Raw genomic sequence first — 15,469 nt, 5'->3', positions numbered from 1 at the left:
AATGGAAAAAAGGCACCGCATCGCTGCGGTGCCTTCATGCTTGCCGAAGAACGATCAGTCGGCGCTGCGTTCGCCCAGTTGCAGCCCGGCGGGGTGCATGGCCAGGCCGGTGACGGGGGCGGCCAGACCCTCGGGTTCGCGGCCGCCGATCACGGCGTCGAACTTCTCGCGGTCCAGCGCACCCTGCCAGCGGCTGACGACGACGGTGGCGACGGCGTTGCCGATGAAGTTGGTGATCGAGCGGCATTCCGACATGAAGCGGTCCACGCCCAGGATCAGCGCCATGCCGGCGACGGGAACGGTGGGCACGACCGACAGGGTCGCGGCCAGCGTGATGAAGCCCGCGCCGGTGACGCCCGCAGCTCCCTTGGAGGACAGCATCGCGACCAGCAGCAGCAGGACCTGCTGTTGCAGCGACAGGTCGGTGTTCGTCGCCTGGGCGATGAACAGCGCGGCCAGCGTCATGTAGATGTTGGTGCCGTCCAGGTTGAAGCTGTAGCCGGTCGGGACGACCAGTCCCACCACGGGACGGGCGCAGCCCGCCTTTTCCATCTTCTCCATCAGCGAGGGCAGTGCCGATTCGGACGACGAGGTGCCCAGCACCAGCAGGATTTCCGCCTTGAGGTACGAGATCAGCTTGAAGATCGAGAAGCCGTTGGCCAGGCAGACCGCGCCCAGGATCACGATCACGAACATGGCCGAGGTCAGGTAGAAGGTGCCCACCAGCATCGCCAGGTTCATGATCGACGCGATGCCGTACTTGCCGATGGTGAAGGCGAAGGCTCCGAAGGCGCCAATGGGCGCGGCCTTCATCAGGATGTCCACGACACGGAAGATCGCGAACGAGGCGGATTCAAGGATGTTCAGGACCGGCTTGCCCTTGTCGCCGACCAGGATCAGGCCGATGCCGAACAGGATCGCGACGAACAGCACCTGCAGGATGTTGCCCTCGACAAAGGCCGAAACCAGCGTCGTCGGGATGATGTCCATGACAAAGCCGGTCAGCGACGTCTCGTGCGCCTTCTCGGTGTAGGTCGCCACCGTCGAGGAATCGAGCGAGGCCGGGTCGATGTTCATGCCCGAGCCCGGCTGGATCACGTTGGCCACGATCAGGCCGACGATCAGCGCCAGGGTCGAGAAGGTCAGGAAATAGGCAAAGGCCTTGCCGACGACCGACCCCACCCCGCGCAGCGATCCCATGCCGGCAAGCCCGGTCACGATGGTCAGAAAGATCACGGGTGCGATGATCATCTTCACCAGCTTGATGAAGCCGTCGCCCAGCGGCTTCAGCGCCTCGCCGGTCTGGGGATAGAAATGGCCCAGCAGGGCGCCCGCCGCGATGGCGATGATGACCTGGAAATACAGATGACGATAGAACGGCCGCTTCTCATGGGCCACGGGATGCGCGGAAGTGTCCAGCTGCATGGAAAGGCCTCCTCCTGCCTCTTGTGTCGATTGGATGACGGCCATCCTAAGTCGTTGGCAGCGGCGCCCAAAAAACTTGCGTCATATCGGCAATGCGCTGAAAACATGGCTGTTTTCACCTGATAGCGCCGCAAATATGTGTGGTTTTCCACACAGGCGGGACCTGCTAGTGTGGAAATGGAAACACCCAGCAGGAAGCCGCCGCGTGCAGGAAACCCAAGGCGTCAGAAAGATCGCGCATGATTCGTCCTTGCCGCGCCTGGCAGGCTGGCTCGTGCTGCTGGCGGCGCTGGCCTTGCTGCTGCTGGTTCCCGTCGCGACCTTCTGGGCGATCCGCAGCGGGGCCCTGCAGAACCTGCGCGACGAAGGTCTGGCCGCCGCGCAGTCGCGGGCACTGACGCTGGAAAGCATCCTGGACCGGCAGCGGGCGGTGGTGGCGATCCTGGCCGACGACGCGATGGTCAAGGATGCGCTGCGCGAGCCCGGGCACAAGGGTGGCGACGCGGTCTCGGCCAAGCTGGAACGCCTGCGGGTCGCGACGCAAAGCACGGTGCTGTATCTGCTGGACGCGCGCGGCAGGACCATTGCCGCGTCCAACTGGAACCGGCCCGACAGCTTTGTCGGACATGACTACAGCTTCCGCGCCTATTTCCGCCGGGCGCGGCCGACCGCGATGGAATTCGCCCTCGGCACGGTCAGCGGGCAGCCGGGCCTGTACCTGTCCCACGACATACGGGACGGCGCGGCGCTACTGGGGGTTGTGGTTGTCAAGGTGCAATTCGACGCCATCGAGGCTGCTTGGGCGCGCAGTCCGAACGCCACGCACGTCACCGAGGGCGATGGCCGCGTCATCATCACGACCGATGCCGCGCGTCGGTTCACCCTGGGCCTGCCCGCATCCCCCGACAGTCTGCCGATCGCCTTGCCGGTCAGGGGAACGGACTGGACCGTGACCATGTCTGTGCCCACGCGGGAAGCGCGGCAAACCGCGGCCTATGCCGCAGGGGCCGCAGGTCTGGCGATGCTGCTGCTGCTGGCGATGGGGGATCAGGCCCGCCGTTCGCACCGCCGCCGCCTGCGCAAGGCCGAGGCCGATCGCGCCTATCGCGCCGAACTGGAACGCGCGGTGGCCGAACGCACGCGCGATCTATCCGAGGAAATCCGCGAGCGCCAGTCTGCGCAGCACCGCCTGTCGCAGATGCAGTCCGACCTGGTGCAGGCCAACAAGCTGGCCACGATGGGCCAGATCACCGCGGGCGTCGCGCACGAGATCAACCAGCCGCTCGCCACGATTCGCCTTCTGGCCGAAAACGGGCAGGCGATGCAGCCCGGCGGGCCGGTGGGCGACAACCTGGCGCGCATCGCGCGCATGACCGACCGGATCGGCCAGATCACCGACCAGTTGCGCGGCTTCGCCCGCAAGCCCACCAGAGAGGTGGGCGCCGTCGCTCTGCGCCCGGTGATCGAGGCATCGTTGATGCTGACCGCCAGCCGCCGCAAGGCCAGCGACATGCCGGTTCATCTGCCCCCGATCCCCCACGAACTTGCCGTCATCGGCGAGCAGGTCAGGGTGGAGCAGATCCTTGTCAACCTGCTGACCAACGCGTTCGAGGCGCAGGAGAACGCCCCCGACCCGTGGATCCGCATCGGGGTCGATGCGACGGGCGACCGCGTCACGCTGACCGTTTCGGACAATGGCCCCGGCCTTTCGCCCCAGGTCGCAGAGCAGCTTTTCGCCCCCTTCGCCACCAGCAAGGCGCAGGGTCTTGGGCTGGGGCTTGTCATCTCTCGGGACATTGCCCGCGATCTTGGCGGAGAGCTGACCGCAGATGCGCCGGTGCCTGGACAAGGCGCCACGTTCCGCCTGACCCTGAGGAAAGCGGCATGACGGGACTGGTCCGGCTTGTGGACGACGACGAGGATTTGCGCGCGGCGCAGGTCCAGACCTTGCGGATGGCGGGGTTCGAGGTCCAGGACTTCGGAACGGCGGCCGGGGCCCTGGCAGGCATCACGCCCGACTTTCCGGGCGTGGTGTTGTCGGACGTGCGGATGCCGGGCATGGACGGGCTGCAACTGTTCCGGCACCTGCATGCCATCGACCCCGACTTGCCGGTGATCCTGCTGACCGGGCATGGAGACGTGCCGATGGCCGTGGCCGCGCTGAAGGCGGGGGCCTATGACTTCCTGACCAAGCCGGTGGCGCGCGACGTTCTTCTGGCCGCGCTGAACCGCGCCGCCGGCGCCCGAGCGCTTGTTCTGGAAAACCGCCAGTTGCGGCAGGCCAGCCACGACGCCGCCGACAGCTTCCCCGAGCTTGGAGGCAGCAGCGAGGTCATGCAGCATCTGCGCGCGACGCTGGACCGCGTGGCCGATGCCGGGGGAAATGCCCTGCTGAGCGGGCCGGACGGTTCGGGCAAGCTGATCGTGGCCCGCGCCATCCACCGGCAAGGGCCGCGCCGGTCGCGCAGCTTCGTCCACCTGGCCTGCGATGCCCTGGACGACGCACGCTTCGATGCGGACCTGCTGGGAAGCGAGGCCACGGGACCGCGCGGCGCCCGTCAGACCGGACAGCTTGAGCGGGCGCAACGCGGGGTGCTGTTTCTTGATCGGGTGGATACGCTGTCGCCGATCATGCAGGCGCGACTGTCGTCGATCCTGGAGGCGGGCGAGTTCTGGCCCGCAGGCGCCGCTGCGCCCCGCGCGATGGATGTGCAACTGCTTGCCTCGACAAATGCCGACCTCGACCGGCTTGCGGCCGAGGGCGGTTTCGACCGAAGGCTGTTCTATCGCCTGTCGGGAACCGTCCTGCCGGTGCCGCCGCTGGCCGACCGGCGCGAGGATATACCGGCGCTCTACCGCCAGTTCCTTCTTGCCGCCTGCGCGCGCCTGGACCGGCCCGCGCCGCCCATGACCGGCGCGGTCAAGGCGCGGTTGTCGGCCCATGGCTGGCCGGGGAACCTGCCCGAACTGCGCGGCTTCGCCGAAAGCCAGGCCATCGGCGTGACCACGTTCACACCCCGGCCCGACGCGCCCGTCGCCGGTCTGTCGGAACTGGTCGCAACCTACGAGGCAGAACTGATCCGCGATGCCCTGCGGCTGGCGGACGGCAACGCAACGGCCGCGATGCAGCGCCTGCACCTGCCGCGCAAGACCTTCTACGACAAGCTTGCCCGCCACGGGATCAAGGCAACCGACTACCGGCCCTGATCAGCGGGTCCGCGCCTCGATCAGCGTCTTCAGAACCAGCACGACAAGCGCGATCAGCGTCAGGGTCGAGGCTGCGGCAAAGGCCCCCACGACGTTCAGATCGTTGAACAACAGCTCGATCTGCAGGGGCAGGGTCATGGTCTGCCCCCGGATCGCGCCCGAGACGACCGACACGGCCCCGAACTCGCCCACCGCCCGCGCCGTCGCCAGAACGGCGCCGTAAAGCAGCGCCCAGCGGATGTTGGGCAATGTCACGCGCCGGAAGATCTGCCAGCCCGAGGCGCCAAGCGTCAGCGCGGCCTGTTCCTGTTCCGACCCCTGGGCCTGCATCAGCGGCAGGACCTCGCGCGCGACAAAGGGGCCGGTGACGAAAAGCGTCACAAGGACGATGCCGGGAAGCGCGAACAGGATCTTGATGTCGGCGGCGGCAAGCGCAGGCCCAAGCAGGCCTTGGCGGCCGTAAAGCAGCAGATAGCACACGCCCGCGATGATCGGAGAGATCGAGAACGGCAGCTCGATGATCGTCAGCAGCGCCTTGCGGCCGGGAAAGGTGAAGCGCGCGATCAGCCAGGCCGCGGCGATGCCGACACACAGGTTGACCGGCAGGGTGACGATCGCCACCGCCGAGGTCAGCCAGATCGCGTGCAGCGTGTCGGGCGCAAGGATGTTCTGGGCAAAGACCGCAAGCCCCTCGGACAGCGCGCGCCACAGGATGTACAGCAGCGGCACGACCACGATGAACAGGGTCAGCGCCACGGCAAGCCCGATCAGCAGCCATTGCGCCTTGCGGTCCTGGCGCGGGGCAAGTGCCGCGGGCGGGGTGACGGGCGTCATGCCGGAACCCTCCGCCGGGTCAGGCGCGACTGCAGCCAGTTCGACAGGACCAGCAGCACCATGGCGATGGCGACAAGGGTCAGCGCGATGGCGGCGGCGCCGTTGTAGTCGTATTCCTCAAGCCGGATCACCGCCAGAAGCGAGGCGATCTCGGTCTTCATGGGCAGGTTGCCCGCGATGAAGATGACGGCGCCGAACTCTCCCAGCGACCGGGCGAAGGCGATCGTCGTGCCGACAAGGAATGACGGCAGGATCGCCGGAAAGATCACCCGGACGAAGATCTGCAAGGGCGTCGCGCCAAGGGTGCGGGCGGCTTCCTCCTGGCTGCGGTCCATGTCCTCGAGGATCGGCTGCACGGTCCGGACCACGAAAGGGATCGAGGTGAAGGACATGGCGATGGCCACGCCCCAGATGGTATAGACAACCGGAAACCCGGCGGGCGCCAGGAACTGCCCGTACCAGCCGTTTTCGGAAAACAGCGCCGTCAGCGACAGGCCCGCCACGGCGGTCGGCAGGGCGAAGGGGATGTCCATCATCGCGTCCAGCAGCCTGCGCCCCGGAAAGCGGTAGCGGACCAGCACCCAGGCCATCAGCAGGCCATAGGCCGCATTGAAGGCCGCGGCCAGGGCGGCGGCGGTGATCGTCAACTGCAACGCCGCTAGGGTGCGGGGCGCGGTCACGATGGCCCAGAAGCGGACCGGACCGATCTCGGCCCCCTTGAGGACCAGGGCGATCACGGGCAGCAGGACGATGATGCCGACATAGGTCAGCGTCAGCCCCATCGTCAGGCCAAAGCCCGGCAGCACCCGCCGCTGGCGCCCCGCCTGGGCCGCCGTGATCGCCGCCATGCTCATTGGTTCACGAAGACCGTGTCGAGGATGCCGCCTTCGGCGAAGTGTTCCTCTTGCACCTTGTCCCAGCCGCCGAAGACATCCTCGACCGTGACCAGCTTCACGTCGGGGAAGTTGGCCGCGAACTCGGCGGTGATGCCCTCGTCATGCACGCGGTTGAAGTTCCGGGCAAGGACGCGCTGCGCTTCGGGCGAGTAGAGGAAATCCAGGTAGGCCTTCGACACCTCGGCCGTGCCCTTGTCCTCGGCGTTCTCGGTCACGACGGCGACGGGGAATTCGGCAAGCACGGACAGGGAAGGCGTGACCCGTTCAAGCTTGGCGTCGGCATATTGCCGGGCGATGCCGCCGGTCTCGGCCTCGAAGGTGATCAGCACGTCGCCGATGCCGCGTTCGGCGAAGGTCGCCGTGGCCGCGCGGCCGCCCTGGTCGAAGACCGGGACATTGGCGAAGACCTTCTTCACGAAGTCCTGCGCCGCCGCCTGGTCGCCGTTGTTCTTGTCCAGCGCATAGGCATAGGCCGCCAGATAGGTATAGCGCGCATTGCCGCTGGTCTTGGGGTTCGGGAAGATCACCTGCACGCCGTCCTGGGCAAGATCGTCCCAGTCGTCGATGTTCTTCGGATTGCCCTCGCGCACCAGGAAGGCGGGCAGCGAATAATAGGGCGAGGCCTGGTTCGGGAACGCCTCGCGCCAGTTTTCATCGACAAGGCCGCCTTCCGCCAGGACGTCGATGTCGGTCACCTGGTTGAAGGTCACAACGTCGGCGGGCAGCCCTTCCAGGATCGCGCGGGCCTGCTTGGACGATCCGCCATGCGACTGGTCGATGGTCACGCTGCGGCCGGTCTGTTCCTGCCACTTTTGCGCGAAGACCGGGTTCAGTTCCGCGAACAACTCGCGCGCGATGTCGTAGGACACGTTCAGGATCGCATCCTGGGCGGCCACGGGCGAGGCAAGGCCCAGCGCAAGGGCAAGGGCGGTGGTCAGACGGGTTTTCACGGGCGAGCCTCCTTCAGGGCCTTTGGTGCGGATGCCGGCCGGGCGAGGGGTGTCGCGCCGCCGGGGAAAATCTGGCCTGCTGCCGGGCGCAGGCCGACGGCGTGGCCGACACGAAGGTCGCGGCCCTCGCGGCGGGAAACCTCGGCCTCAATCCGGCAGCCGGTGTCGGACTCGGCGACGATCCGCAGCAGCGCGCCGGTCGAGGCGATCTCGGTCACGCGGAAGGGGGCGGCGGGGTCGGGGACGGGCTGGATGTCGGCCGGGCGCAGGAACAGCGTGGCAGGCCCGTCCGGAATGGCGCGCCGGGGCAGGGCGGACAGATCGAGGCCCGACGCCTCGGCCCGGCCGGCGCGCATGGCGATGGGCAGTTCGACCGTCAGCCCAAGGAAGCGCGCGACGAAGGGCGTGGCGGGATGGTCGTAGATCTCGTCCGGGTGGCCGATCTGCTCGACCACGCCGCCGTTCATCACCACGACCCGGTCGGCAAGCTCGAACGCTTCCTCCTGGTCGTGGGTCACGAAGATGGTGGTGGTGCCCGTGCTGTCATGGACGCCCCGCAGCCAGCGGCGCAGGTCGCGCCGGACCTGGGCATCCAGCGCGCCGAAGGGCTCGTCCAGCAGCAGCACGCGCGGTTCGATCGCCATGGCGCGGCCCAGGGCCACGCGCTGGCGCTGTCCGCCCGAAAGTTCCGCCGGGTAGCGGTCGGCAAGCCCGTCGATCTGCAGGAAGCGCAGCAGCCGGTCGACCGTTGCCGCGATCTGGGCCTGGCCCGGACGGGTCGCTCGCGGCAGGACCGTCAGCCCGAAGGCGATGTTGTCGCGCACGGTCATGTGCGGGAACAGGGCATAGTGCTGGAACACAAAGCCGATCCGGCGTTCGGCCGCCGACTTTGCCAGCCAGTCCGTGCCGTCGAAGGACAGCCCGCCCGCATCCGGCCAGTCCAGCCCGGCGATGATCCGCAGAAGCGTCGTCTTGCCCGACCCCGAGGGCCCCAGAAGCGCGATCAGCTCGCCTTGCCGCACCTCCAGCTCGATCCCGCGCAGGACAGGGGTCGCGCCGAAGCGCCGGGCAAGATGCGAGATGACAAGCGACATGGGCAGCCTTCCTGTTTGCGCGTCACAGTTAGCAACGGGACAGGTGATTGCCAAGGAAGCGAAGGCTGCGTTTGCTTGCCGGATATCAGGACGTTGTTCCCTTCTGCGGCCGGAAGGAAGGGGGTTGATCCACAGGGGCGCCCGATCCACGACGTTTCTGGCGCTGCAATGCTTTCCAAGCAGATATTTTCCTTTTTCCCGGGACTTGCCGCCTGTAGCGTTCCCCCACCAACACAGGAGACGTCGTGATCCGCGACACAATCGCAACGCTTGTCGGCCGCGCCATTGCGCTGTTCGCGCGTCTTGTGACGGCGGTTCAGGCCATCTGGCGCGGGGCCGATCCGCTGGACCGGCGGCAACGGATCTATTTCGCGAACCACGCCAGCCACGGCGACTTCATCCTGATCTGGACGGTCCTGGCCGATCCGCTGCGCCGCAGGACGCGCCCGGTCGCCGGCGCGGACTATTGGGGCGGCGGCATCCGGCGCTTTGTCGGCCGCGACGTGTTCAATGCGGTGCTGATCGACCGGACACGGGCGCAGGACGGCAGCGACCCGGTGGGGCAGATGGCCGAGGCCTTGCGCGAAGGCGCATCGCTGATCCTGTTCCCCGAAGGCACGCGCAACCTGACCGATGCCGACCTGCTGGCTTTCCGCAGCGGCCTTTACCATCTGGCGCGGGCCTGTCCGCAGGTGGATCTGGTGCCCGTCTGGATCGAGAACCTGAACCGCGTGCTGCCGAAGGGCGCCTTCATTCCCGTGCCCTTGATGTGCAAGGTGATCTTCGGCGCGCCCCTGCGCCTTGACGTGGCCGAGGAGAAGGACGCCTTCCTGGGCCGCGCCCGCGATGCGCTTCTTGCGCTGCGCCCCGTGCGAGAGGCCGCCTGATGACCGCCAGATCCGACCTGCTGACCGTTCTGGCCGGGATCGGCGTCGTGCTGCTTGTCGCCTCGGCGATTGGCTGGGCCTTGCGGCGCAAGCTGTCCCCCGACGGGCGGAACGAAGCCGTCGAGAACCTGAACGATCGCATCCGCGCCTGGTGGGTCATGGTGATCGCGCTGGGGCTTGCCTTTCTGGGCGGCAAGGCGGGCGTGCTGTTGCTGTTTGCGATCTGCTCGCTGGCCGCGCTGCGAGAGTTCATGACCCTGACCAATGCAACCCGGTCCGATCACTGGACGCTGGTGGGCGCGTTCTTTGTCGTCCTGCCGGTCCAGTATGCGCTGATCTGGCACCAGCAATATGGCATCTTCGCCATCTTCATCCCGGTCTATGTGTTTCTGCTGCTGCCCATCGTCTCGGCCCTGAGGGGCGAGACGCGCAATTTCCTGGTCCGCGTCGCCGAGATGCAATGGGCGCTGATGATCTGCGTTTATTGCGCGTCCCATGTCCCGGCGCTTCTGAACCTGCCCATCCCCGGATACGAGGGGCGGAACGTCCTTCTGATCGCCTTCCTGGTCATCGTGGTGCAGATCAGCGACGTGCTGCAATATGTCTGGGGCAAGCTGGCCGGGCGCCGCAAGATCGCCCCCGCGCTGTCGCCGTCGAAGACGATCGAGGGGTTCATCGGCGGCGCGCTGTCGGCGACGCTGATCGCGGCGGGCTTGTGGTGGATGACGCCCTTCTCGCCCTGGCACGCGGCGTTGATGGGGGCCGTGATCACGCTGATGGGTTTCCTGGGCGGGCTGGTGATGTCCGCCATCAAGCGCGACCGGGGCGTCAAGGACTGGGGCCACGCCATTGCCGGTCATGGCGGCTTCATCGACCGGCTGGATTCGGTCGTCTTCTCGGCGCCGATCTTCTTTCATCTCACACGGTATTTCTGGGCCACGGGGTAAGCCATGATCGACACGTCCAGACGCCGTCCGCTTGCCAGCCGCCAGACCCGATGGGCGAACCATGCGGCACGCAGGTTGGCGATTGCGGGCGTGACGCCGAACCGGATATCGGTCGCGGGAATGGTCGCGGCCCTGGTGGCAGGGGGCTGCTTCGCCCTGTCGGCAGACGTTGCAGGATGGGGCAGGTCCGCCCTGCCGATCCTTGCGGCGCTGTTCTGCCAGGTGCGCCTGGTCTGCAACCTCCTGGACGGCATGGTCGCGGTCGAGGGCGGCAAGGGTGCGCCGGACGGTCCCTTCTGGAACGAGTTTCCCGACCGTGTTTCCGACATGCTGATCCTGGTCGGCGTCGGCATCGGGGCTGATTTTCCCGCGCTTGGCTGGGCGGCGGCGGCGATGGCGGTCCTGACCGCCTATGTCCGGGAACTGGGCGTCACCTGCGGGGCGCCCGCCGACTTCGGCGGCCCGATGGCCAAGCAGCACCGGATGGCGCTGATCACCCTGGCAGCGCTGCTGTCGGCCGTGGAGCCGCTTTGGTCGGGCCATGGGCAGGTTCTGCGGATCGGCCTGTGGATCGTGGTGGCGCTTGCGGGCGTGACGGCCTTGCGGCGATCGTCGCGCCTGATCCGCTTCCTGAAGCGCCGCTAGGGCCTACCGCCTCCAGATCCAGCTTTGCCCCGCCAGCGCCCCCTGCACCTTTGCCAAAAGGCGCAGCATGGGCGGCCGGGGGCTGGAGCCGTCCTGCAGGCGATCAATGGCAACCTCGACCGGGCAGGGCAAGCCGGTGGCGGGATCGCGATAGCGGGGATAGGCGATCAGGCAGGCATGGACCAGGGCCGCAAGATCCGGACGTGCCACGCGCCGCGCGGGGACGGGGCCCAGGTCACGCGTCAGCCCCCAGCCGGCATAGAAGGGCGCACCCAGCACCGTGACGGGAACGTGGCGCAACAAGGCCTCGAACCCGAGGGTCGAGGTGATCGTCCAGACCTCGTCCACATGCGCAAGCAGCGCGATCGGGTCGGCGGCGGCGGCGACCTCATCGGCAAGCCCGCGCAGGGCGTCGGGGGCAATGACGCCGGGACGCAAGCCCGCCTCGACATCGGGATGGGGCTTGTAGATCAGATGGGCGCCGGGATTGTCACGGCGGACGCGGCGCAGCAGGTCCAGGTTGGTGCGCTCGGCGCCCGCGCCAAGACGGATCGAGGCGTCGTCCTCGACCTGACCGGGCACGAGGATGCGCGGTCGGGCCGTTCCGGCGGGATGATAGGTGCTTCCCGACAGGTTGTACTTCGACAATCCGGCGGCCCGGATCGCCTGGATCAGCCGTTCCGCCCGTGCAGTGCCCCCAGGTGGCGGCCCTTCTGCGATCAGCCGTTCCAGGCGGCTTTCACGGGTCGGATCGTAGTAGATTCCCAGATCGTCAGCCACCAGCGACAGGGGTGGCGTCAGGTCCGCGCCAAGCCCGCGCGACCTTATGAAGCCATCCTCGACCCGGACCGCCTGCGGGGTGTCCGACGCCTTGCCCGCCCAGGCAAGCGTCACGTCAGGCCCAGGCCGCTTGGCAAAGCGGACGCGATGCGCGTCACCGAAGGCCCGCGCAATGAAGGGCCGCTTCCACAAACGCATGCCATGGGCCAAGTGCCCGCCGCGATCCTGGCGAAACACCTTCACCTCGGCCTCCAGCTGGTCGACCGCGCCGTCGAAGCCGGTCAGGCGGTCACGGCAAGGATCGTACCAGACGGGCGCCAGAAGATGGCTTGCGGCAAACAGGGTCTCGACCGAGGCCGTTCCCCGGCGGCCTTGCGGCAGGGGCGCTTCATCATGGGACAGACCCCATCCGGCATAGAACGGCTGGCCGAACAGCCGCGGCCTGTGGCCCGCAAGGATAGCCTCGTAGCCAAGCTGCGAACTGACGGCATAGACCGCATGGGCGTTTTCCAGAAGCCGCCAGGGCGAGATGTCACCATCGCACAGGCTGTCGCCGGGGCGCAGGTCCGCCGGACCCAGATGACCGGGGCGCAAGTGCCGGATGGTCTCGGGGTGGCTGCGCAGCAGGATGGGGCGGCCGGGATGTTCGTCGCGCGCCGCAGCCAGCATCGCAAGAAAACGGTCGCGCCCCGCGCCCATCAGCGACGCGTCGCCGTGGGTCTGGTCTATGACAAGGACGTAGCCGGGCTGGGGCGCAGGCAGGTTGGGCTGATGAGCATTGTATTTCGACAGGTCGAGCGCGCGCAGCCTTGCGATGCCGTCGCGGGCGGAATGCTCTTGCCCTGCCGTTTTCCCCTCGACGATCAGCCTTTCGACCAGCGAGGGCCGCGATGGGTCGAAATGACAGCCCCACGGATCGACCAGCAGGCCAAGGGGACCGCGACGTGCCAGCCGATCCGGCGCCCGGCCCGGAAGGACGGAGCGCAGGAAGGCGTCCTCGACCGTCACCACCCCGGCGTGCCGCGACGGCGCGGCCCCGCCATGCGGTCGGACTGCCGCCCCAGACGGCCACCGCATCACCGGGCCCGGGCAGCCCCAGCCGCAGGTCCCATCCCGCCAGTTCCAGGATGCGGCGCAGGCGCGGCCCGTGCCAGAAACCGCGATTGTATGCGAAAAGCCGCCGGTTCTGTTCACCGGCGGCTTCCGTGTCGTCCCGCATCAGGGAATCACCGCGTCAGGTTCGTGACCGTGTTCGCCGTGCTGAGCGGCCCCGTCAGAGTCGCCAGACGCTTCTGCCATTGCACATAGGGCGCCTCGGTCACATAGACCGTATCCTCGTCCCGGATCAGGAAGTCGCGCGCCAGGAACAGCCCGTTCGGCCGCGTCAGGTCCAGCACATAGGCGATGCGCTGCGTGCCATAGACCGTCTTGCCCAGAACCCGCGACGCGACCGATTCAGGCTCGTCCCGCAGGATGAACACGCCCGTCGGGTCGGCGAGGTTCGAGTTGAGGCCGCCCACCATCGCCACGGCCTCGACCGCGTTGATCATCTCGTTGCCCAGGGGGACGCGTGTCTGTCCGCCCAGCGCGCCAAGCGCGGTGAAGCTGCGCTGATCCTCCTCGACCAGGATCACGTCGCCGGGGCGGAGCGCGATGTCGTTACTGGAATTCGAGTAAAGATCGGTCAGCCACACCTTGCCGGTGTTGTTGCCGCGCTTGACGGTGATGACGGCGATCTCGGGCTCGATCGAGACACCGCCCGCGCGTGCCAGCATCGCGGACAGGGTCCGCGTCGGACGCTCGATTGGGTAGACGCCCTGGGCCGTGACCTTGCCCATGACCGAGACGGTGGCGCCATCGCCCGCGACGCGGGCCACCGTGACCTGCGGGTCGGGGGTCTGGGTCGAAAGCCGCTCGGTGATGATCTGGCGCAACTGGTCCGGGGTATTTCCGGCAGCCTGCACCCGGCCGGCATAGGGCACGAAGATGTAGCCGCTGCTGTCGACCTGGATTTCCTGCAGCGCCGTCGAGCTTGCGCCCAGCGAGGTCAGCAGCCCGTCGTCGACGTTCTCCCAGATGGCAAGGCCCAGCACGTCGCCTGCGCGAATCTCGTCCGCGCCGACCTGTCCGGCGCCCAGGAAGCTGTTGGAAAAGCCATAGGCCGGGGCGAAGTTCGTGGCCCGGGCGACGTGGTCGTTCACATAGATCACATGCGCGTTGCCGCCCTTTTCGACGGCGCCCGAATAGATTTCATTCTTGCTGGGACCGGAACGGGGCAGGCTGCAGGCCGCAAGCAGGGTCATCGCGACGATCAGGACCAGACGCATGGCCTGGCCCGCCGCCGGACGGGCAGGAGAAAGTTTCACTGTCACCTCTCGAAACTCCTGTTCCTTTTAGCCCGGACTTGCCGTCCGGTTGTGCGGGCAATGTAGCCCGTGCCGCTGGCGGATACCATCACTTCCTGCCGTTCAGTCCAGAAGTTCGCCGATCTGCTGGCGCCGCTGGAACCGCCCGGCCGCCAAGGCGCGATAAGGATCGTCCGGCGCAAGGATCAGGTCGGCCACAAGGCGCAGCGCATGGGCCCGCGAACGGCGCGAGTAGAACCCGCCCGGCACCTGGCTTGTCTGCAGCAGGTAATCGCGGAACACCCGATAGGACGCTAGGTCGGGCTGCTTGGGGTCCCTGAAGAACTCGGGCAGTCCCTGTTCGGAAACGAGGCCGGCCTTGCAATAGACCGCCCTTCCCAGGGCTTTGACCGGCAGGCCACGCCACAGGGCCTGCTGGGCCGCCGTCGAGTTGACGGTGATGACGGCGCGGGCATGGGCAAGCATGTCCGCAAGCTTGCCGCCGCGGAAGTAATGAACCCGGTCCGCAACCCCGTGGCACGCGGCGGCCTTGCGGATCGAACGCCGGTTTCGTGCCCGTCCGTCCTCAAGGGGATGCGCCTTGAACAACAGGTGATGATGGCGGGGCGCCGATCGTGCAAACTCGGCCACGACCTGCTCGACGAACTGGCTGTTCTTCTTGAAAGGCGAATGCCCTTGCAGGCTTGAATCATGTTCCAGTTGCATCGGCACCAGGACGTAGGGATCGCCCGACAGGCGGAAGCGGCGCCACTGGACCGCCCTAGTCACCGCGTGGAACGGTGTCAGGACCAGCCGGCGCAGATTCATCCGGAACTCCTCGCCGATCGAAAGGGCGCGGTGGCTGGTGAACTGCCGGTATTTCCCGTTCGCGACCAGGACAAGGAAATGGTAGAAGGCGCCATAGAACTTGTGCTGGCGCATGTCGCCCCAATGGGCGGGCGGGCGCCGCACCTCGCTTGCCGTGTCGCGCAGCGTCGCCCGCATCCGGTCGAGCGAGACGCCCAGCAATGCCGAATGCCCGTTCGAGCCCCCGCGTTCGTAGCTGATCCAGTAGGGGCGAAGGTATCCCTCCTCGAACACGTGAAGACGCAAGCCCAGGGCCTGCGCGGCCGACCGCGCCGCGGCATGGACAGGACGCACGTCGCCATAAAGGACGATATCGGTCACGCCCTTTTCTGCGATGATCTGCGCCAGGCGGGCAGGCCATTCCGCGCTGCTGCCCTGGTGGCGCAGCAGGCGAGCCTTGTCGGACCAGAAGAACTCGTCCCCCGCGTTGAAGGCGCAACGCCAGACCTGCGCCCCGGCCGCGCGAAGCAGCCGGCCCAACCTGTCGAAGAATGGCCCGTGCGGCCCCTGCAGCAGCAGAAAAACCTTCTGGTGCGGCTCTTCCGAGGTGGCCTTCAAGAACGGCGTGAAATCGTGGCGGTCCTGCGTCACT

General features: G+C 67.4%; 12 protein-coding genes and 1 pseudogene. 5 read left to right on the top strand and 8 right to left on the bottom strand.

The genetic code is table 11. From position 1 onward, the window contains the following. Positions 1–54: 54 nt before the first annotated feature. Positions 55–1,425, bottom strand: coding sequence for a dicarboxylate/amino acid:cation symporter (locus J0F76_RS08695; RefSeq protein ID WP_207468042.1), 1,371 nt, complete (start codon positions 1,423–1,425; stop codon positions 55–57). 205 nt (positions 1,426–1,630) lie between these two features. On the opposite strand from J0F76_RS08695, the gene J0F76_RS08690 reads away from it, so the two are divergent. Beyond that, a complete protein-coding gene (locus tag J0F76_RS08690) occupies positions 1,631–3,313 on the top strand; it encodes a sensor histidine kinase (protein ID WP_341351575.1) in 1,683 nt (560 codons plus the stop codon). Then, the gene (locus J0F76_RS08685) at positions 3,310–4,632 is read left to right on the top strand and encodes a sigma-54-dependent transcriptional regulator (protein WP_207468038.1); all 1,323 of its coding nucleotides are present in this window, start codon (positions 3,310–3,312) and stop codon (positions 4,630–4,632) included. The genes J0F76_RS08690 and J0F76_RS08685 overlap by 4 nt, the downstream gene beginning before the upstream one ends. On the opposite strand, the gene cysW is transcribed toward J0F76_RS08685, so the two are convergent. The 4 genes from cysW to J0F76_RS08665 are packed head-to-tail and all read right to left on the bottom strand — an operon-like array spanning position 4,633 to position 8,406. Beyond that, positions 4,633–5,466 (bottom strand): sulfate ABC transporter permease subunit CysW, encoded by an 834-nt coding sequence (gene cysW / locus J0F76_RS08680; protein ID WP_207468036.1) that lies wholly within the window; start codon positions 5,464–5,466, stop codon positions 4,633–4,635. Further along, positions 5,463–6,314: a sulfate ABC transporter permease subunit CysT gene (cysT, locus tag J0F76_RS08675; RefSeq protein ID WP_207468034.1), complete on the bottom strand. Its 852-nt coding sequence runs from the start codon at positions 6,312–6,314 to the stop codon at positions 5,463–5,465. Before cysT ends, cysW begins: the two co-directional genes overlap by 4 nt. A 2-nt stretch (positions 6,315–6,316) precedes the next feature. After that, the gene (locus J0F76_RS08670; RefSeq protein ID WP_207468032.1) at positions 6,317–7,312 is read right to left on the bottom strand and encodes a sulfate ABC transporter substrate-binding protein; all 996 of its coding nucleotides are present in this window, start codon (positions 7,310–7,312) and stop codon (positions 6,317–6,319) included. After that, a complete protein-coding gene (locus tag J0F76_RS08665; RefSeq protein WP_207468030.1) occupies positions 7,309–8,406 on the bottom strand; it encodes a sulfate/molybdate ABC transporter ATP-binding protein in 1,098 nt (365 codons plus the stop codon). Before J0F76_RS08665 ends, J0F76_RS08670 begins: the two co-directional genes overlap by 4 nt. Before the next feature lie 245 nt (positions 8,407–8,651). Here J0F76_RS08665 and J0F76_RS08660 point away from each other — a divergent pair, with 245 nt between their 5' ends. From J0F76_RS08660 to J0F76_RS08650, 3 genes are read left to right on the top strand one after another with little or no spacing between them, the layout of a single operon-like run. Further along, complete coding sequence (locus J0F76_RS08660; RefSeq protein WP_341351574.1) at positions 8,652–9,293, top strand: lysophospholipid acyltransferase family protein; 642 nt, start codon at positions 8,652–8,654, stop codon at positions 9,291–9,293. After that, positions 9,293–10,240, top strand: coding sequence for a phosphatidate cytidylyltransferase (locus J0F76_RS08655; protein ID WP_207468016.1), 948 nt, complete (start codon positions 9,293–9,295; stop codon positions 10,238–10,240). The genes J0F76_RS08660 and J0F76_RS08655 overlap by 1 nt, the downstream gene beginning before the upstream one ends. 3 nt (positions 10,241–10,243) lie before the next feature. Continuing rightward, on the top strand, positions 10,244–10,885 hold the full coding sequence (locus J0F76_RS08650) for a CDP-alcohol phosphatidyltransferase family protein (RefSeq protein WP_207468014.1): 642 nt from the start codon (positions 10,244–10,246) through the stop codon (positions 10,883–10,885). A gap of 3 nt (positions 10,886–10,888) precedes the next feature. On the opposite strand, the pseudogene J0F76_RS08645 reads toward J0F76_RS08650, so the two are convergent. The 3 genes and pseudogenes from J0F76_RS08645 to J0F76_RS08635 all read right to left on the bottom strand — a co-directional run bounded on the left by J0F76_RS08645 (position 10,889) and on the right by J0F76_RS08635 (position 15,468). Then, a pseudogene (locus J0F76_RS08645) lies at positions 10,889–12,884 on the bottom strand (capsular polysaccharide biosynthesis protein). A 7-nt stretch (positions 12,885–12,891) separates the two neighbouring features. Further along, positions 12,892–13,992 (bottom strand): polysaccharide biosynthesis/export family protein, encoded by a 1,101-nt coding sequence (locus J0F76_RS08640; RefSeq protein ID WP_374299518.1) that lies wholly within the window; start codon positions 13,990–13,992, stop codon positions 12,892–12,894. 141 nt (positions 13,993–14,133) lie between these two features. Continuing rightward, positions 14,134–15,468, bottom strand: a complete 1,335-nt coding sequence (locus J0F76_RS08635; protein WP_341351573.1) for a capsule biosynthesis protein — start codon at positions 15,466–15,468, stop codon at positions 14,134–14,136. Between the last annotated feature and the right edge of the window lies 1 nt (position 15,469).

The organism is Paracoccus fontiphilus (assembly GCF_017356265.1).
GTDB classification, from domain to species: domain Bacteria; phylum Pseudomonadota; class Alphaproteobacteria; order Rhodobacterales; family Rhodobacteraceae; genus Paracoccus; species Paracoccus fontiphilus.
This window is presented reverse-complemented; position numbering and strand designations above follow the sequence as displayed.